This window comes from Nocardia wallacei (genome assembly GCF_014466955.1).
GTDB classification, from domain to species: domain Bacteria; phylum Actinomycetota; class Actinomycetes; order Mycobacteriales; family Mycobacteriaceae; genus Nocardia; species Nocardia wallacei.
On sequence record NZ_AP023396.1, the window covers coordinates 1,409,944 to 1,427,941 of the forward strand.

The 17,998-nt window shown below is 71.4% G+C and carries 13 protein-coding genes; 4 read left to right on the forward strand and 9 right to left on the reverse strand.

Annotation, left to right across the window (positions count from 1 at the left end):
* Nucleotides 1-397: 397 nt before the first annotated feature.
* The 4 genes from NWFMUON74_RS06505 to NWFMUON74_RS06520 form a co-directional block, all read right to left on the reverse strand.
* Complete coding sequence (locus NWFMUON74_RS06505) at nucleotides 398-1,309, reverse strand: beta/alpha barrel domain-containing protein (protein WP_187687066.1); 912 nt, start codon at nucleotides 1,307-1,309, stop codon at nucleotides 398-400.
* Nucleotides 1,309-2,520 carry a CaiB/BaiF CoA transferase family protein gene (locus NWFMUON74_RS06510; protein WP_187687067.1) on the reverse strand — a complete coding sequence of 404 codons (1,212 nt, stop codon included), beginning with the start codon at nucleotides 2,518-2,520 and terminating at the stop codon, nucleotides 1,309-1,311. Before NWFMUON74_RS06510 ends, NWFMUON74_RS06505 begins: the two co-directional genes overlap by 1 nt.
* A gap of 69 nt (nucleotides 2,521-2,589) precedes the next feature.
* Nucleotides 2,590-3,522: a TauD/TfdA dioxygenase family protein gene (locus NWFMUON74_RS06515; RefSeq protein ID WP_187687068.1), complete on the reverse strand. Its 933-nt coding sequence runs from the start codon at nucleotides 3,520-3,522 to the stop codon at nucleotides 2,590-2,592.
* A gap of 119 nt (nucleotides 3,523-3,641) precedes the next feature.
* Nucleotides 3,642-4,412 carry a deoxyribonuclease IV gene (locus NWFMUON74_RS06520; RefSeq protein WP_187687069.1) on the reverse strand — a complete coding sequence of 257 codons (771 nt, stop codon included), beginning with the start codon at nucleotides 4,410-4,412 and terminating at the stop codon, nucleotides 3,642-3,644.
* Nucleotides 4,413-4,568: 156 nt separating this feature from the next.
* Here NWFMUON74_RS06520 and NWFMUON74_RS06525 point away from each other — a divergent pair, with 156 nt between their 5' ends.
* Nucleotides 4,569-5,819, forward strand: coding sequence for a serine/threonine-protein kinase (locus tag NWFMUON74_RS06525; protein ID WP_187687070.1), 1,251 nt, complete (start codon nucleotides 4,569-4,571; stop codon nucleotides 5,817-5,819).
* On the opposite strand, the gene NWFMUON74_RS35890 is transcribed toward NWFMUON74_RS06525, so the two are convergent.
* Complete coding sequence (locus tag NWFMUON74_RS35890; RefSeq protein ID WP_187687071.1) at nucleotides 5,797-6,480, reverse strand: phosphatase PAP2 family protein; 684 nt, start codon at nucleotides 6,478-6,480, stop codon at nucleotides 5,797-5,799. The genes NWFMUON74_RS06525 and NWFMUON74_RS35890 overlap by 23 nt on opposite strands.
* 178 nt (nucleotides 6,481-6,658) lie before the next feature.
* Here NWFMUON74_RS35890 and NWFMUON74_RS06535 point away from each other — a divergent pair, with 178 nt between their 5' ends.
* The 3 genes from NWFMUON74_RS06535 to NWFMUON74_RS06540 are packed head-to-tail and all read left to right on the forward strand — an operon-like array spanning nucleotide 6,659 to nucleotide 10,073.
* Nucleotides 6,659-7,429: an ABC transporter ATP-binding protein gene (locus NWFMUON74_RS06535; protein ID WP_187687072.1), complete on the forward strand. Its 771-nt coding sequence runs from the start codon at nucleotides 6,659-6,661 to the stop codon at nucleotides 7,427-7,429.
* A complete protein-coding gene (locus tag NWFMUON74_RS36515) occupies nucleotides 7,426-7,554 on the forward strand; it encodes a hypothetical protein (protein WP_269475322.1) in 129 nt (42 codons plus the stop codon). The genes NWFMUON74_RS06535 and NWFMUON74_RS36515 overlap by 4 nt, the downstream gene beginning before the upstream one ends.
* The gene (locus tag NWFMUON74_RS06540; RefSeq protein ID WP_187687073.1) at nucleotides 7,554-10,073 is read left to right on the forward strand and encodes an ABC transporter permease; all 2,520 of its coding nucleotides are present in this window, start codon (nucleotides 7,554-7,556) and stop codon (nucleotides 10,071-10,073) included. The genes NWFMUON74_RS36515 and NWFMUON74_RS06540 overlap by 1 nt, the downstream gene beginning before the upstream one ends.
* A 194-nt stretch (nucleotides 10,074-10,267) precedes the next feature.
* On the opposite strand, the gene NWFMUON74_RS06545 is transcribed toward NWFMUON74_RS06540, so the two are convergent.
* The 4 genes from NWFMUON74_RS06545 to NWFMUON74_RS06560 form a co-directional block, all read right to left on the reverse strand.
* Nucleotides 10,268-11,455: a VWA domain-containing protein gene (locus NWFMUON74_RS06545; protein WP_187687074.1), complete on the reverse strand. Its 1,188-nt coding sequence runs from the start codon at nucleotides 11,453-11,455 to the stop codon at nucleotides 10,268-10,270.
* Nucleotides 11,452-13,749 carry a DUF5682 family protein gene (locus NWFMUON74_RS06550; protein ID WP_187688970.1) on the reverse strand — a complete coding sequence of 766 codons (2,298 nt, stop codon included), beginning with the start codon at nucleotides 13,747-13,749 and terminating at the stop codon, nucleotides 11,452-11,454. Before NWFMUON74_RS06550 ends, NWFMUON74_RS06545 begins: the two co-directional genes overlap by 4 nt.
* A 119-nt stretch (nucleotides 13,750-13,868) precedes the next feature.
* On the reverse strand, nucleotides 13,869-14,972 hold the full coding sequence (locus NWFMUON74_RS06555; protein WP_187687075.1) for an ATP-binding protein: 1,104 nt from the start codon (nucleotides 14,970-14,972) through the stop codon (nucleotides 13,869-13,871).
* Nucleotides 14,969-17,965, reverse strand: coding sequence for an SWIM zinc finger family protein (locus NWFMUON74_RS06560; protein WP_187687076.1), 2,997 nt, complete (start codon nucleotides 17,963-17,965; stop codon nucleotides 14,969-14,971). The genes NWFMUON74_RS06555 and NWFMUON74_RS06560 overlap by 4 nt, the downstream gene beginning before the upstream one ends.
* Nucleotides 17,966-17,998: the final 33 nt, after the last annotated feature.

Here is a 17,998-nt window from a genome sequence, read left to right on the forward strand (position 1 = left end):
TCCTGAGGGATCGTGGAAACGAAATCACCTGCACGTGGTGTGTTGCGTGCCGAGGCCCTGTGCGGTGCGAAAGGCTTTGTGCCATAACAGATTCCGGCTTCGGGCAGGGCTGTCCAGGATCCATTTCTCCTCCAGAGTCGCCTATCGCCGGGGCGCGAGCCACGCTGCTGGACATCGCCGGGGCGCGAGCCACGCTGCTGGACTCGGGAAGACAACGCCGCAATTCTACGGTGCCGCCGGTGCCATCGAGTGTGAAACACACATGAACGACAGTGCGAGAGTTTACGTCCGGCGTGTGAAAAACGTTGTGCTGGGGGGAATTACGATATAGATGGTTTGTAGAACGAACGTTGCCCGGGGCGCCGGTCGGTAACCGTGCGGCGAAAACTGTTGCGCGTCAACCGGAGGTCCGGGCGACCCACTCGAATGCCGTCGCCTTCGACCGGGCGCCCTCGGCGGCGCGCGAGCGGTTCGGCTCGCCGAGTTCGGCCAGCAACCGCTCGGTCGTGTCGACCAGCGCGGCCAGCGTCGCCGGGGCGAACCAGTCCGGCCGGGTCGCGAAGAGCAGATCCTCGCTCGAGGTATTGCCACTGGCGCCGGGCGCGAAGGGGCAGCCCCCGAGCCCGCCCAGCGAGCCGTCCACCACCGCGGCGCCGGCGGCCAGCGCGGCCAGCGAGTTCGCCACCCCCATGCCCCAGGTGTCGTGACCGTGGAACACGATGCGCCGCCGCGGCGTCCGGGTGCGCACCGCCTCGACGAGCGCGGCCACCTGGGCGGGGTGCGCCTGCCCGAGGGTGTCGGCGAGCACGATGTCGGCGGCGCCCTCGGTGCGCGGATCCGACGCGATGGCCAGCACCCGGTCCGGATCCACCGGCCCGTCGAACGGGCAGGTGAACGCCGTCGCCAGGCAGAGCTGGATGGACCCGCCGGCCTGCCGCGCCAGCTCGATCGCGTCCGGCATGGCGGCCACGCTGTCCTCGGCGGTGCGGCCGATATTGGCCTTGTTGTGCGCGTCGGAGACCGACAGGCAGTACTGGAAATTGCGCACGCCCGCCGCGGCCGCCCGGGCGACCTGCCGCGGCGTCGCCACCCAGACCCAGCAGCGTTGCAGCTCTTCGGGTTCCAGCGCGGCCACCAATTCCAGGGTGTTGGCCATCGGCGGCACCAGGTCCGGACGCGCCATCGACCCGATCTCCAGTTCCGGCACGCCCAGCCGGAGCAGGGTGCGGGTGATCTCGACCTTGCGTTCGGTCGCCAGGACCTTGCCGGTCAGTTGCAGGCCGTCGCGCAGCGTCACATCGCGCAGCATCAGTTGTCCTCCAGCGCTTCGATGTCCGCGTCCGACATGCCCAGCAGACCGGACAGCACCTCGTGGGTGTGCTCGCCGAGGTCCGGACCCACCGTGCGGATGGGTAGCGACTGCCCGCCGATCACCGGCACGATACCCGGGAAGCCGACCTCTTTGGGCTCGGCTTCACCGACGTCGACCCGGAACCGCTGAATCATGTTGCGCGCCCGATACTGCGGATCGGCGGCGATATCGGCGGCGGTGTAGATCGGGCCGCTGGGGATGGCCGCCGCCTCGAGCAGTTTCAGCGCCTCGTCGCGGGAGTGTCGGCGGGTCCAGTCCGCGATGGCGGCGTCGAGGCGGTCGCGGTGGCGCCAGCGGCCCGCGTTGTCGGCCAGTTCCGGATCGTCGGCCAGGTCGGCCCGGCCGATCACCCGCATGTAGCGCTGGAAGATGGCGTCGCCGTTGCCGCCGATGATGATGCTGGTGCCGTCGGCGCACGGGTAGGCGTTGCTGGGCGCGATGCCCTCCATGCGGCCGCCCACCCGCTCGCGGGTGATGCCGTAGGCGTAGTAGTCGGGCACCAGCGACTCCATCACCGAGAGAATCGCTTCGTTGAGGGCCACGTCGATGACGCGCTGCGGCAGCGGCAGGGGTGCGCCGGTGCGGTCCCGCTGGAACAGCGCCATCACCGTGCCGAACGCGGCGTAGATGCCCGCGATGGAATCGCCGATCGAGACGCCGACCCGCACCGGCGGCCGATCCGGATCCCCCACCAGTTCGCGCAGGCCGCCGACCGCCTCGGCGACCGCGGCGAAGCCGGGCCGGTCGGCCAGCGGGCCGGTCTGGCCGTAGGCGGAGATGCGGGTGATGACGAGGTCCGGCTTGGCGGCGCTGAGTACCTCCGGTCCCAGCCCCCACTTCTCCAGCATCCCCGGGCGGAAGTTCTCCAGCAGCACATCGCACTGCCGGATCAGATCCAGGACGACCGCGCGCCCGGCCGCGGTGCGCAGGTCGAGCGTGATCGACTTCTTGTTGCGGTTGACGGTGCGGTACAGCATCGAGGTGTCGCCGCCGTAGAGACGCCAATTCCGCAGTTCGTCACCGGTTTTCGGGCGTTCGACCTTGATCACCTCGGCGCCGAAGTCGCCCAGGATGCGGCCGGCGGTGGGCGCCGCGATGTAGTTGCCGAGCTCCAGTACCCGCACCCCGTCCAGCGGCCGAATCTCCATGGGGACAGTATCCACGGCCGGGTCGGCGGACGGCCGGGGTGCGGGCGGACCGGATCGGGACGCGCTCGGCTATGCCGCGGTCGGCCGGATCTCGTCGATGACCGAGTAGTGGTCGGCGTTGCCCGAGATCACCTCGCTGGCGCGGCCGTCGACGCCGACCGGGATGTCGCCCGCGAGGGTGATACGGGTCAGCTTGCGGTGCTCGGTGCCGTCGTAGTCGTCGATGGCGTAGTGCTGGGTGGCGCGGTTGTCCCAGATGGCGACGTCGCCGAGCGACCAGTTCCAGCGGGTGGTGTGCTCGAGCCGGGTCACCCGGTCCTGGAAGAGCCGGAACAGGGCGTGCGACTCGTTACTCGGCAGGCCGACGATCCGCTGCACGAAATGGCCGAGCAGCAGGGCCCGCTCACCGGTCTCCGGGTGCACGCGCACCACCGGGTGCTCGGTCTCGTAGAAGGTGGACTGGAATTCGGCGCGGTATGCCTTGGCCTGCTCGTTCGGCGAATCCTCTTGCGCGGCGGCGTAGTCGTACTGGTTGGTGTGCCGGGCGCGCAGGCTCTCGGCCAGCCGCTGGAGCGGTTCGGGCAGGGAGTTGTAGGCGGCGACGGTGGAGGCCCAGGTGGTCGAGCCGCCGTAGCTGGGCAGCGTGACCGCGCGCAGGATCGACGCCTTCGGCACCCGGTCGACGAAGGTGACGTCGGTGTGCCAGCTGTTGGCGCGGCCGCGGTGCGAGTCGATGGCCAGGCTCTTCACGCCCGCCGAGGTGACGGTCGGGTGCGGGGTGGTGGGACTGCCGAGCAGTTCCGCGAATTCGTACTGGCCGTCCTCGGTCAGGTGGTGCTGGTCGCGGAAGAAGATCACCTTGTGCTCGTTGAGCGCCGCGCGGAGGGTGGCGACGGTGTCCGCGTCCAGGTCACCGCCGAGCCGGACGCCCTCGATCCGCGCGCCGATGTGGGTGCCGAGCTTGACGACGGTCACGGTGCCTGCTGCCTGAGCGACTGACATACCAGGGGCCTTTCTCGAAGACGAACAACGCTTCGAGGACACCACCGAGCCCCGGCGTGAAACAGGGTTGCGGTCAACCGGATCGAAACCAGAATCCGCCATGCCGCGCCGGGGCGCCGTCAGTCCAGGTGTTCGCGCAGGTAGGCCAGATCGTCCGCGATGCCCTCGGCCGGGGTTTCCAGGACGACCGGCGCGTCGGCGGTGCGGCACACCTCGGCGAGCAGTTGCGGGTCGATGGTGCCGTCGGCGAAATTGGCGTGCCGGTCGGCGCCGGAGTTGAACTCGTCGCGCGAGGAGTTCAGGTGCACCAGGTCGATGCGGCCGGTGATGGCCCGGATCCGGTCCACCACGCCGATCAGCTCCTCGCCACCGGCCCAGGCGTGGCAGGTGTCGAGGCAGAAGCCCGCGCCGAACTCGCCGACCTGGTCCCACAGCCGGGCGATGGAGTCGAAATGCCGTGCCATGGCGTGGTTTCCGCCGGCGGTGTTCTCGATCAGGATCGGGACGGCGAAACCGCCCTTGTCCTGCTGGCGCTCGAACAGCTTGCGCCAGTTGACGATTCCCGCCTCGATCTCGGCGTCGGAACGGACGTGGCCGCCGTGCACGACCAGGCCGAAGGCGCCCAGCTCAGCCGCGGCCTGTGCCTGCTGTGCGACAGCGTTGCGCGAGGGCATGCGCAGCCGGTTGTTGGTGCTGGCCACGTTGATCTGATAGGTGGAGTGCACCACCACGTCGATCGGGCTGGCCTTGATCCGCTCCGCCTGCGGGTGCGGTTGCGGTTTGTCCCAGCTCTGCGGGTCCACCACGAACATCTGGATGACCTCGGCGCCCAACCGCTCGCCGAAGCCGATCGGATCACTGTCTTGGCGGACGTGTGCTCCAATGCGCATGGGTGGAGCGTATCGGTAGGCACCGACACCGCGGTGGCCCGGACTGCTATGGTTTCGGTGTTTTCCGTGGTCGGCCGAGGGCGGCGACGGGGGTTCATCTGCGGTACGGCCGTGCGCCGGCGGACCCGGTGCGCGACACGGGAAGTGGGAGCGGACATGCTGGGCAACGGTGACGTCTTCGCCGGGTATGTCATCGAGCGGCAACTGGGCCGCGGTGGCATGGGATCGGTATACCTCGCCAAACATCCTCGATTGCCGCGCATGACGGCGTTGAAGCTGCTCAACCGGGAGATGGTGGCGGACGCCGAGATTCGGGCCCGGTTCGAGCGCGAGGCCGACCTGGTCGCCCAGCTCGACCATCCCAAGATCGTCACCGTCTACGATCGCGGCCTCGAGGACGGCCAGCTGTGGATCTCCATGCAGTTCGTCGACGGCATCGACGCCGCGGGGCTGGACCCGAGCCGATTGCCGCCGGAGCGGGCGGTGCAGGTCGTGCAGGAGGTGGCCGAGGCGCTGGACTACGCGCACGACAACGGCGTGCTGCACCGGGACGTGAAGCCGGGCAACATGCTGCTGGCCCGTGCGACCGGCGGCAAGGGGGAGCGCGTCTACCTCACCGACTTCGGCATCGCCCGCCTGCGTGACGACGGCGGCCACCTGACCCAGACCGGCACGTTCACCGCGACGCTGGCCTACGCCTCGCCCGAACAGCTCACCGGTGCCTCGCTGGACGGCCGTTCCGATCAGTATTCGCTGGCGTGCAGCCTGTTCTGGCTGCTCACCGGGCGCGGACCGTTCACCGCGCCCAATCCGGCGGCCGTGATCCGCGGTCACCTGCAGGGCCCGCCGCCGGCATTGAGCAGTGTGCGCCAGGGCTTGCCGGGTGCGCTGGACGGCGTGCTGCTGAAGGCGATGGCCAAGCGTCCCGAGGACAGGTTCCCGACCTGTGCCGACTTCGCGGCCGCGGCCCGGCGCGCGTTCGCCGCGCCCAGCGCACCGGCGATGCCGGTCGCGGGGCGGCCCTACACCGGCCCGGCGATGCCGACGGCGGGGCGGCCGGGCACGGGCCCGAGCAATCCCGTCGCGCATCCGCCGACCGGGCACGGCACGCCGATGGCACAGCGGCCGCCGAGCGGCCCGGGCATGCCGATCGCGCCGCGCCCGCCGACGGGTCCGGGCATGCCGACGACCGGTCCGGGGCCGCAGCCGACGGCGGCTTCGCTGCGTGCGGCGACGCCACCGCCGCAGCCGGTGTACCGGCCCAATCCGCAGTACCCGCAGCCGGGGGCCTACGGCTATCCGCCGCAGCCGCCGAAGTCGAACAACGGTGCGGTCATCGGCATCATCATCGGCGTGGTGGTGCTGTTGCTGGTGGTGCTGGTGCTCATCGCCGCGCTGTCGGGCTGAGGCCGGTCGCGGGTTCGGTGTCGGTGGGTTCGGTGTCGGCGGTCCCGGCCCCGGTGCGGGCGGTGTAGCGGCGCAGCAGCGTCACGCCCGCGAGCGTCCACAGGGTCCCGAGCGCCCAGCCCGCGAGGACATCGGTGGGCCAGTGCACGCCGAGGTACACCCGCGACATCCCGACCGCGAGCGTGAACAGCACCGCGACCGCGGCTACGGCGGCGCGCGGTACCCGCTGCCGCAACGACAGCACCGTGACGGCGGCGACCACGCCCACCACGGCCGTGGTACCGAGGGTGTGGCCGGAGGGATACGAGTGACTCGTCTCGGTCACCAGGTGATCCACGCCCGGACGGCGGCGACCGACCAGGGCCTTCATCACCAGCACGGTCAGCCCGGCGCCCGCGCCCACCACCGCGGTCAGTACGAACTCCGGCCACCGCTGCCGCCGCGCCAGCCAGGCGCACGTCAGCACCGCCAGGATCGTCATGGCGAGGGTGCCGCCGAAATCGGTGACGGTCCGCGCGATCGGGGTGAGGCCGGGGGTGCGTTGCGAGACAACCCAATCCATCGTGGGCGCATCGATGCGGGCGACGCCGCCCCGGGTGACGACGCCGACGGTCAGCGCGGCGACCGCCGCGACCAGAAACATCAGCGCAACCCAGACCATCGTCCCCAGAGGATATGCGTTGTCGCCCGCACGTGGTCCGCGGGCTTTCCGCCCTCGGGAGGAGGCGATCTACGACCGACGCAGTAGGGGCGCTGCCGCGACGGCGGAAACATTGCCCCGAGGTATTGGGGGTATCCCCCGATGGCGCGTGCGTTCCGGTCCCGGAACACTGGGAGGCATGACTGCCGATGCCCTGAGCACCGAACCCGACGCCGGACCCACGGCGTCCGCGGCTCGCGCGACCGACCTGGTGAAACTGTACGGATCGGGGGATACCCAGGTACGGGCGCTGGACGGGGTGTCGGCCACCTTCGCGCGGCGGGAATTCACCGCGATCATGGGCCCCTCCGGATCCGGGAAATCGACGCTCATGCACTGCCTGGCCGGGCTCGACAGCGCTACCACCGGGACGGTGCACATCGGCGACACCGACCTGACCGAACTGTCGGACAAGCAGATGACCCAGCTGCGGCGCGACCGCATCGGCTTCGTCTTCCAGGCTTTCAATCTGGTCCCGACCCTGACGGCGCTCGAGAACATCACGCTGCCGTTGGACATCGCGGGCCGCCGTCCCGACGACGAATGGCTGCAGACGGTGATCAAACGCCTCGGCCTGGGCGACCGGCTCGATCACCGGCCCAGCGAGCTGTCCGGCGGCCAGCAGCAGCGGGTGGCGTGCGCGCGGGCGCTGGCGGGCAAGCCCGACATCATCTTCGGCGACGAACCGACCGGCAACCTGGATTCGCGCTCGTCCGGTGAAGTGCTGTCGATTCTGCGGGCCGCGGTGGACGAGTTCGGCCAGACGGTGGTGATCGTGACCCACGAGCCGCACGCCGCCGCCTACGCCGACCGCGTGATCTTCCTCGCCGACGGGCGCATCGTCGACGAATTACGCGGCCCCACAGCGGAATCGGTGCTGGACAGGATGAAGTCGCTGGAGGCGCGGTGAGCAACAATCGCGCAGCGGCTCGTCGCGCCGACCGGGTGCGGGTGTCCCGCAAGACCGACCGGGTGCGGGTGTCCCGCAAGACCGACCGGGTGCGGGTGTCCCGCAAGACGCAGGAGAACCTGTGATGGCCGCGAACCCGATGCGCAAGGTGGCCTTGCGCAATCTGTCCGCGCACAAGGTGCGCCTGGCGCTCACGGTGCTGTCGGTGATCCTCGGCACCGCGTTCATCGCCGGATCGTTCGTGTTCACCGATACCTTGCAGCGCACGTTCGACGGCATCTTCGCCGGGCAGGCCAGAGGCGTCGACGTGCGGGTGGAGCCGAAGGAGCGGCAATCCCTCGGCCTGCCGAACGACATCGTGGACAAGGTCGCCGCGACCGACGGTGTCCGCGCGGTCGCGCCCGCCGTACAGGGCCCGGTGGTGCTGCTGAAGGACGGGCACGCCGTGCAGACCGGCGGCGCACCCAGCTGGGGCAAGTCGTACCTGCCGCCGGACCGGGCGATCGCGGAGCCGGCGGAGTTCCGCGAGGGCGTCGCGCCGAGCCGCGCGGGTGAGATCGCGATCAACGCCGGTGGTGCCGAGCGCGCGGGGCTGGGCGTCGGCGACCGTGCCAAGATCCTGATCCCCGCGCACGGCAACCTCGACGTCACCATCACCGGCGTCTACGACGTCCCCTCCGACACCGGCGGTTTCATCGGCGTGCTGTTCGAGGACGCCCAGGCACGGCAACTGTTCACCGACGGGCAGCACGTGGCCTACCTCGATGTCGCCGCGGCCCCCGGCGTCTCGGATCAAGCGCTGCGCGACCGCATCGCCCAGGCCCTGCCGCAGTACAAGGTGATGGACGGCGACCAGGTGCGCGAGGATATGAAGGCGCAGGTCGGCAACGCCCTGAAATTCGTGAACTACTTCCTGCTGGCGTTCGGCGCGATCGCGCTGCTGGTGGGCACGTTCATCATCTACAACACCTTCTCGATGATCGTGGCGCAGCGGCTGCGCGAGCTGGCGCTGCTGCGCGCGGTCGGCGCGAGCCGCCGCCAGGTCGGCTGGTCGGTGGTGTCGGAGGCGGCCGTCATCGGTTTGGTCGGCAGCGCCATCGGTCTCGCCGGGGGCGTGGGGTTGGCGTTCGGGTTGTCGGCGTTGCTGAACGCCTTCGATCTCGGGCTGCCCACCGGGACCATGCAGGTCCTGCCCCGCACCGTGCTGGCGGCGCTCGGTGTCGGGCTGGTGGTGACGGTGGCCTCGGCCTACGCACCGGCGCGGCGGGCGGCGAAGATCCCGCCGGTGGAGGCCATGCGCGAGGAGTTCGCGCCGGTCGGGGAGTCGCTGCGGGTGCGCACGCTCGCCGGTGCGGTGCTGGCCGTGGCCGGTGTCGTGCTGGTGGTGCTCGGCTCGCGCAACACCGGCGGCAATGCCGCCCTCACCGTCGGAATCGGCGCCGCCGCACTGATTTTCGCGGTACTGTTCGCCTCGCCCGCGCTGTCGCGGCCGGTGCTGAACGGTCTCGCGGTGCTGATCCGGCCGTTCGGCCCGATCGGGCGGATGGCTCGCAACAACGCGGTCCGCAATCCGCGCCGCACCGCCGCCACCGCGTTCGCGCTCACGCTGGGGCTGATGCTGGTCTCGCTGATCGGCATGCTGGGCACCTCGGCCAAGGCCAGCGTCGGGGAACTCGTGGACAAGGGCGTGAATGCCGACTACGTGCTGGCCGGTCCGCAGATGATCGGGGTGCCGCTCGGGGCCGGGCAGGCGGCCAAAGATGTGGCGGGAGTGCGGGAAGTGGTCGCGGTGCGCGGCGTGGTGATGAAGATCGGCGACGACCAGCTGTTCGGCACCTCGCCCAGCGGACCGCTGGACCACGTGCTGAACTACGACGTGCGTTCCGGCCCCGGGACGCTCGGCGACGAGGACATTCTGGTCTCGGAAACCGAAGCGGGCGAACGGGATTGGCACGCGGGTCAGCGGGTGGAGGTGACCAGTGTGGACAACAGGAAGTTCACCGTCACCGTCTCCGGCATCTACAAGGACACCCAGTTGCTCGGCCCGCTGGTGGTGTCGCCAGCGCTGTACAACCAGGTGATGCCGGTGGCGCTGCGCACCGACGTGCTGGTGCTGATCCAGGCCGAGCCCGGCGCGGATCTGTCCGCCATGCGCGACGGCCTGGAGCAGGCCACCGCGCCCTACGTCGTGGTGCAGGTGCAGGACCGGGAGGAATTCAAGGGCGCGCAGGGCCAGCAGATCAACACCATGCTGGCGATCCTCTACGGGCTGCTGGCGCTGGCGGTGGTGATCGCCGTGCTCGGCATCGTCAACACGCTGGCGCTGTCGGTGGTCGAACGACGGCGCGAGATAGGCATGTTGCGCGCGGTCGGCATGCAGCGGCGCCAGGTGCGGCGGACGATCTACCTGGAGTCGATGCTGATCGCCGTGTTCGGTGCGGTCGTCGGGGTGGTGCTCGGGCTCGGGCTCGGGGTCGGATTCCTGCGTACCCTGCGCGACCTGGGCCTGAGCACCATCGCCGTGCCCTGGGATCAGATCGTGCTGATGCTCGTCGGCTCGGCGATCGTCGGTGTGCTCGCCGCGCTCTGGCCGGGAGTACGGGCCGCGCGCACACCACCGCTGGCGGCCATCGCCGATCTGTGAGCGCCCTCGACCGCGCGAGATTTCCGCGGGGACACGGCCGCGTGCTGAGCGAGCGGCCGGGTCTGCGCGGCTACGCTGGACCGGCTCGTTGTCCCAGCTAGCTCGGTTCGGACGAAGGGGTACCAGATGGAATTTCTGCCGGTGATCGGTTTGACGATGGCAGTGATCATGATGGGTCTCAAGCTGTTCGGCAGTTAGCTCTGTCCGGCGTGGGCGTGTGCCCAGGCGTGCACGTCGCCGCGGTCGAGGGCCACGGCCAGCAGGTCCGGAAAGCTGTCGGGGGTGCAGGCGAAGGCGGGGACGCCGAGTCCCGCGAGCGCGGCGGCGTTGTCGTGGTCGTAGGCCGGCGCCCCGTCGTCGGACAGGGCCAGCAACACCAGCACTTGCACGCCCGCCTCCGTCATGGCGGCGATGCGACGCAGCATCTCGTCACGGAGGCCGCCCTCGTACAGATCGGAGATCAGGACGAACAGGGTGTCCGCCGGACGGGTGATCAGCTGACCGCAGTAGGCGATCGCGCGATTGATGTCGGTGCCGCCGCCGAGTTGGGTGCCGAAGAGCACGTCGACCGGGTCGGCGAGTTGTTCGGTGAGGTCGACGACGGCGGTGTCGAACACCACCAGCGAGGTCCGCAACGAGCGCATCGAGGCGAGCACTGCCGCGAACACCGAGGCGTACACCACGCTCGAGGCCATCGAGCCGGACTGGTCGACGGCCAGCACCACGTCGCGGCGCACCGCTCGAGCCCTGCGTCCGTAGCCGATCAGCCGCTCCGGGACCACGGTGCGGTGCTCGGGCAGGTAGTGCGCGAGGTTGCGGCGGATGGTGCGGTCCCAGTCGATATCGCGCAACCGCGGGCGCGACACCCGCGCGGCCCGGTTCAGCGCTCCCGACACGGCGGCTACGGTGCGGTCGGCGATGCGGCGCTCGATCTCGCGGACCACCTTCTCCACCACCATGCGCGCGGTGGACCGGGTCGATTCCGGCATGACCCGGTTCAGGCTCAGCAGCGTGCCCACCAGGTGCACGTCCGGCTCGACCGCCTCCAGCAACTCCGGTTCCAGGAGCAGCCGGGTGAGGTTCAGGCGCTGCACGGCGTCGCGCTGCAGCACCTCCACCACGGTCGACGGGAAATAGGTGCGGATGTCGCCGAGCCACCGGGCGACCTTCGGGGCCGAGCCGCCGAGTCCGGCCGAGCGCTTCTCGGCCGTCGACTGCTCGTCGGCGTTGTACAGCGCGGACAGTGCGCGATCCATCGCGGCGTCGGCCGCCGACTCCAGCCCGCCCAGCCCTTCCTCAGCCGGTGCGCCGAGCACCAAACGCCAACGGCGGGCGGGTGATTCGCCCGAGATCGGCAGGTCGGGTGTGTGGTCCGGGTTCATCCGGCTACCTCCAGGATCTCGGTGATCGCCGAGAGGGCGAGCGTGCCCCGGTACCGGTCGATGGCCGCGGCGCCGGGTCCGGCGGCGGACCGGGCGCCGTCGCGTACGGCGTGCGCGATCGCTTGCCGCTCACCGGTTTCGAAGGCGCCGAAGGTGCGGCGCAGCAGCGGCAGGGTGGTGACGAACTGCTCCTCGCCGAGCCCGCGCAGCCAGGTGTCGATCAGGCGCAGCAGCTCGCGGTCGTGCACGAGCAGCAGGCCGCGGCCGCCGAGGAAGCCGTCGATCCAGGCTGCCTTCTCACCCGGGGTGTGCCCGACCGAGAGCGCGGCGGACAGCCGGTCGGAAGCCACGGCGTCGTCGAAAACGCCCGCGTCGCAGAGCAACCGGACGACGCGGCCGACGAGTGTGCCGTGGACGTCGTCGCGGTCGGCCAGCACGCGCAGCGCGGCGAGCCATTCGCTGGTCGCCCGGGGGTCGTCTCGGGTGGCGATCGCGAGGTGGACGGCCTCGAGCAGGGTTCGCACCCGGTCGGCCGCGTCGGTATCGAGACCGGTGACCGCGCTCGGCAGCCCGGCACAGATGCGCACGAGCAGGCCGTCGGCGACGCGGGCCAGCGCCGCGGTGTCGGTGCCGCGCACATTGCCGTAGCGCAGCGTGCGGATCAGGCCGGGGAGGGCGGCCAACAGATGGGTGACGTCATGATCCAGTGCCGCCACCGATTCCAGCCGCGCCACCAGGCCGTCGACGGCACCGCCGAGATCCGCCAGCAGCGCTCGCTCCAGCGCCGTGCTCAGCTCGGCGACGGTGACCTCGGCGGCGGAGGCGGTGTCGAGGACGCGTGCCTCGGCGGCCGTGCGGATGGTGGTGCCCCAGCGGGAGGCCTCGACGACGGCGACGGACAGTTCCGGCTCCCAGCGCAGCCTCCAGCTCTCCCGGAAGGTACCGATGTTGCGCACCTCGCCCGTTATCGGTGTGCCCCAATCGATTCCGAGTAGGCGCAGCCGGTGCAGCAGATGGGAGCGTTCGACGTCGAGGTCGCGGCGCAGGTCGAGGTCGAGTTGCTTGTCGCCGGCCTGCGGTTTCAGCCGCAGCGATCGGGTTCGCGCGCGCAGGTCGGCGTCGAGCGGCACCGCGGGCGTGTCGTCGGGCACCGAGCCGAGCGCCTCGCCCACCACCAGTTCGGCGACGACCAGCCGGAGCATGGTCTCGTCGCCCTCGCACAGCACGGCACGGGTGGCGTCGGTGACCTCCGACAAGCCCGGCAGCGGTCGGCGGCGCAATGCGGCGAGGGTGTCGGCCAGCCGGACGGCTTCGATGATGTGGGCGCTCGACACCGGCAGGTCGTGTGCGCGCAGCGTGGCGGCCACCTTGGTCAGCCAGCGGGCGATCGGCTGTTCGGTCTCGGTGAACAGGTGGTGATACCAGCCCGGCGAGGTGATGCCCGCGCCGTAGCCGGACGATCCCGCCAGCCGCGAGTGCGTCCACGGGACCCAGGTCAGGGTGGTCTTGGTCTTCGCCATGCCTTTGAGCAGCCGGGCGTCCGGGGCCGCGGGACCGAGCCGCCCCGTCAGGGCGGGCGCGTGCCAGGCGCCGCACACCACGGCCAGCCGTTTCGCCCCGCCCTTCAACGTCTTTCGCATCACCTGCCGCATGTAGGCCTCGCGGCGCAGGGTGTGCGTGTCGACGGGTGCGATCCGGTCCGGCGTCGCTCCCGGATTATCGGGTGCGGCGGCGGGGATCGCCGCCCCGTCGCCGTCCGCCGAGGGCCGGTCGATTCCGGGTGCGTCCGAAGGCGTCTCGGCGAGACCGGCGGACTCGCGCAGGGCCGCCATGGCCTCGGTGACGGCCTCGAAAGTGTCCGCGTCCGCGCCGGATTCGATGACGGCGTCCCACCAGCGTTCCGGATCGTCGTACCCGGCCGCCGCGGCCAGCTCGGCGAGCGGGTCGGAGCGGTCGCCCGCCGCGGTGTCGTGGGCGAGCACGTGCGTGGCCGGAAGATCGCAAAACCCCACGGACACACCGTGTTCCACCGCATAACGCAACGCCTGCCACTCGGGCGAGAACGTGGCGAACGGCCAGAACGCCGCGCGGGACGGGGCATCGGGCACGTAGGCCAGCAGCGCGACGGGCGGGTGCATCTGCTCCGACGACACATACGCCACCAGCGGATCGGCGTCGGCCGGCCCCTCGATGAGGATCGCGTCGGGCGCGAAGCGCTCCAGCGCACACCGCAGCGAACGCGCCGACCCCGGCCCGTGATGCCTGATCCCGAAAACTCGCGTCTCGGAAGCGATTTCCGCCGCCGGGCGATCGGAGCGGGAGTCGAATGCGCCGTCGCTCTTGGCCGCGCAGCCGTTGACGTGAGCGCCGGAGGTGCCGCCGCCTGTCGTCGCGGGGCGCGCGGGACTCCGGCTCATCCGTGGACCTCGCGGCAGGCGCGGTAGAAGTCGGCCCAGTCCGGGCGCTCGCGTACGACGGCCTCCAGGTATTCCGTCCACACCACCGCGTCGGCCACCGGATCCTTGACCACGGCGCCGAGCACGGCGCCCGCCACGTCGGCCGCGCGGAGCACGCCGTCACCGAAGTGCGCGGACAGGGCGAGGCCGTTGGTGATCACCGAGATGGCCTCCGCGGTGGACAGGGTGCCCGAGGGTGACTTCAGTTTGGTCCGGCCGTCGGCGGTGCGGCCGGAGCGCAGTTCGCGGAACACTCGCACCACCCGGCGCACCTCCTCGGCGGCGGCGGGCACGGCGGGCAATTCCAGTGCGGCGCCGAGCTGTTCGACGCGGCGGACGACGATGGCGACCTCTTCGTCCTCGTCGGTCGGCAGCGGCAGCACGACCGTGTTGAAGCGGCGGCGTAGTGCGGAGGACAGCTCGTTGACACCGCGGTCGCGGTCGTTGGCGGTCGCGATCACATTGAAGCCCTTGGCCGCCTGGACCTCGGTGCCCAGCTCGGGGACCGGCAGCGTCTTCTCCGACAGCACCGTGATCAGCGCGTCCTGCACGTCGGAGGGGATGCGGGTGAGTTCCTCGATCCGGGCGATCGCGCCGACGCGCATGGCCGTCATGACGGGGGAGGACACCAGCGCGCCTTCGCTCGGCCCCTCCGCCAGGAGCCGCGCGTAGTTCCAGCCGTAGCGGATGGCCTCCTCCGCGGTGCCGGAGGTGCCCTGTACCAGCAGTGTGGACGTGCCACAGACGGCCGCCGACAGATGTTCCGCGACCCAGGTTTTCGCGGTGCCCGGCACGCCGAGCAGCAACAGTGCGCGGTCGGTGGCGAGAGTGGCCACCGCCACCTCCATCAACCGGCGCGGCCCGACGTACTTGGGGCTGATCACCGCGCCGTCGGGCAGGGTGCCGCCGAGCAGATACGTCACCACCGCCCAGGGCGACAACCGCCACGACGGGGGACGGGGCCGGTCGTCGGCGGCGGCGAGGAGGCGCAACTCCTCGGCGAAGGCCTGTTCGGCGTGCGGGCGCAGCAGGTCGGCGCGCGGGGATTCGGTCGTGGTCACTGCAGCTCCTCGAGCATCGTCGTGCGTTCGGTCAGATCGTTAGCGAGTTGTTCGAAACTGCGCTCCCACAGGGCGTCACCGCAGCGCCGTGCGGCGGCTGTGACGATGGCCCCCGCCTCGACGGGGAAGTGCACGGCCGCGGTCCGGAACAGGCTGCGGTACGAGGCGGGAGAGAGGCCGGGCGCGCCCGGCCGGGCCGCCGCCAGATGCGCGCGCTCGAGCAGCAGCCGGACCAGGTGTTCGGCCAGCCGCATCGGCCACGGCCGCGGCACGGCCCGCAGCAGCAGTTCGACCTCCGCCAGCCAACTGCTGTCCAGCTGCCGCAGATACCGGACCCGTTCGTCCAGCGGCAGCAGCGCGAACAGCTCGCGGCGCAGGTCGAGGTCGGCGCCGAGGGTCGGGGTCGCGGTCAGGATCTCGAACAGCGTTGCCGCCCAGCGAATGTCGCGCTGCGCCAGGGCCGCCTCGGCCCAGCCGGTGAACATCGGGCCGAGCATCTCCTCGGCCATGCGCACCGCCACGGCCCGGTCGGGCGCGGCGAACAGCGTCTCCCAGTGCCGCAGCGGGGTGGCGGCCACGGTGCGGCGCAGCCATTCGGCGGCCACGTCGGGTGCGCCGTCGACCCGGTACGCGGTGGTGCCGGGCCGGTCGGCGATGCCGTCGCGGCGGTCGGCGTCGTCGAGCACGCGGGGGAGACGAGCGACGAGGCGGTCCTGCTCCAGGGTGAGCCAGCGCGCCGCGCGCCGCTGCATGCGCCGGGCGAACGCCGAATCCGGAAGGTGGGCAAGCAGATCCGCGGCGAGGCGGCGCACCTCGGCGCGTGCGTCGTCGAGCGCCGACTCCAGCAGGGGCTCGTCGGCGAGATGGAGACCGTCGGCCAGGACACCGAGCAGTTCGGCCCGCGCCGGTGCGGGCTCGGTAGGCCAGCCCTCGGCCAGGGTCCGCCGGGCCGCCTCGGGATCCGTCGCGCGCACCGCGGCCAGCCAGGCCCGGCGTTCCGCGGGACGGCCGTGCGTCCACACGTCGGCCGATTCCAGTCCCGGGCTCGCCAGCTTCCGCCACTGCGGATTGTGCCGCGCGAGCCAGCTGCCGCGCACCCCGGCCAGGCGCAGCAGCGGCTCCCGCAGCGCGGTTTGCGTTCTGGCCTGTTCGAGCAGCAGCGCGCACAGTGCGTCCGGCGCGCGGTAATCGCGGGGCGCGGCGGCCTCGAACCATTCGCCGAGGAACGGCGAGCGCTCGGTCACCATTCGCGCGAGTCGCGTCGCCGCGGGTGGCGGCAATGTCGGCCGATCGTCATCGGCAGCGGGATCGGGCAACTCCGCGGTGCCGGGAACCACCCCGCCCCGCTCGAAAAGGTCCTGCAGGACGGCTGTTTCGAGCAGCACGGCGGCCGGGTCGCCGCTCAGCCGCGCGGCCGCGCCAGCGATGGCGGCGGGCAGCCGGGCCGGAGCCAGCGCCCGGCGCGCGGTGCCCAGCAGCGCCGCCGACGTCAACTCGCCGGTCGGCGCGCGGACGGCCGAGCCCACGGCCTCGCCGCCCACATCGGTGATATCGCCCGCCGCGAATGCCGACAGCGGTACCAGGCCATCGGCGGTCCACTCACCGACCACCGCGACCGGATGCCCACCGGACAGCCCCAGCAACCGCCACGGTTGCTCCGCGAGCAGAGCCATCGGCAACGCGGTCCCGTCGACTTCGGCCAGCCACCAACCATTCTCGCCGGGCACCGGCACCACCTCCGCCAACACCACCGGCCACGACCGCAACCACGGATCGGCCCCCAGCGCCCGCGCATGGTCCTCCAACGCCGCCGCGATACTTCCGGGCCGCGCCGCGTCCGTCCCACTCCGACCACCGGCGTCCCCGCGAGCACCCGGAGTGGAGTCGGAGTCGACCCTGTCGGCCGGTCCGGAGTCACCGCGACGCAGCGGGCGCGAGTTGTCACCGTGGTTTCGGGGGTGGTCGGCCGGGCTCCGGGGGATGGTGGTGAACGGTGTGGGGGTGCCGTAGCGGGCGCCCCAGACTGCACGCAGGGGGGCGGCAGCCGGGTAGAAGTGCAGGTCGGCGTCTATAAGGGTGCCGGGGGTGGGCATGTCCGCGGGGAAGGTGGGGCTGCCGTAGTTGTGGTCGACGATCAGGGCCCAGCGGGCGGTGTGGCGGCCGCGCAGCCAGACTCGGCGGGTGTACAGCCGCTCCTCCTCGGTGAGGCGGCGGGCGAGCACCATCCAGTGGTCGCGAATCGGGGGCTCGCCGCGGACCGTTTCGGCGGGCATGGGGTATCCGAGATGGGCTCGGGTGGCGGCGGCCAAGGCGGGTGGTAGCTCGTCCGCGCGGCGGTGCGCGGCGGCCAGGAGATGAAGGCGGCCGTATTCGCGCAGCAGCACCGTCGGCCAATCCTCGCGCAGGACGACATTGCGAGGAAGTTGCCGTAGGGCCGAGGCTGCTCCGGGTGCTTGGGCGTCCACCATACGGGCGGCGACCGACTCGAACGTTTCGAACGAGCGATCGGCCTGCGCCAGCCCGGTCCGTATCTGATCGCACAGCCAGATATCCAGCTCCGCCAGTCCCGCGGCCACCCGGGCCCGGCGCTGCTGCACCGTCGCGGCGCGGGCCGTCTTCTTCGCCGCGGCGGCGGGGGCGGCGGCCGCGCGCGCCCCGATCCACTCCGCCGCGTCGTCGGCTGGTTCGCCGGCCTCGTCGACCGCTCCCTCGGCCCAGGTCAGCAGTAGCGACAGCGCGTGCTTGCAGGGGAATTTGCGGCTCGGGCACGAACACTTGTAGGCGGGACCGGACAGGTCCACGATCGTCCGGTACGGCGTGGCCCCGCTGCCCTGACACCGCCCCCACAGCGCTGCCCCGTGCCACCCCGTGTCTCGCCATTTGCGCCGCAGTGTGCGAGCGGCGGTGAGCGCGGCGGCGTCGGGCGCCAGCGCTGCCACCTGCTCGTCGGTCCACCGCGCGGGCTGCGCCCCCACCTGCGTTGTCGTCCTCATCGGCCCTCCCCCGTTCGCTCGCCTGCCCGGATT

Coding starts and splice junctions, on each gene's coding strand:
- NWFMUON74_RS06505 (WP_187687066.1), bottom strand. CDS start 1,309: ATGCTGCGCGATGTGACGCTGCGCGACGGCCTGCAACTGACCGGCAAG.
- NWFMUON74_RS06510 (WP_187687067.1), bottom strand. CDS start 2,520: ATGGAGATTCGGCCGCTGGACGGGGTGCGGGTACTGGAGCTCGGCAAC.
- NWFMUON74_RS06515 (WP_187687068.1), bottom strand. CDS start 3,522: ATGTCAGTCGCTCAGGCAGCAGGCACCGTGACCGTCGTCAAGCTCGGC.
- NWFMUON74_RS06520 (WP_187687069.1), bottom strand. CDS start 4,412: ATGCGCATTGGAGCACACGTCCGCCAAGACAGTGATCCGATCGGCTTC.
- NWFMUON74_RS06525 (WP_187687070.1), top strand. CDS start 4,569: ATGCTGGGCAACGGTGACGTCTTCGCCGGGTATGTCATCGAGCGGCAA.
- NWFMUON74_RS35890 (WP_187687071.1), bottom strand. CDS start 6,480: ATGGTCTGGGTTGCGCTGATGTTTCTGGTCGCGGCGGTCGCCGCGCTG.
- NWFMUON74_RS06535 (WP_187687072.1), top strand. CDS start 6,659: ATGACTGCCGATGCCCTGAGCACCGAACCCGACGCCGGACCCACGGCG.
- NWFMUON74_RS06540 (WP_187687073.1), top strand. CDS start 7,554: ATGGCCGCGAACCCGATGCGCAAGGTGGCCTTGCGCAATCTGTCCGCG.
- NWFMUON74_RS06545 (WP_187687074.1), bottom strand. CDS start 11,455: ATGAACCCGGACCACACACCCGACCTGCCGATCTCGGGCGAATCACCC.
- NWFMUON74_RS06560 (WP_187687076.1), bottom strand. CDS start 17,965: ATGAGGACGACAACGCAGGTGGGGGCGCAGCCCGCGCGGTGGACCGAC.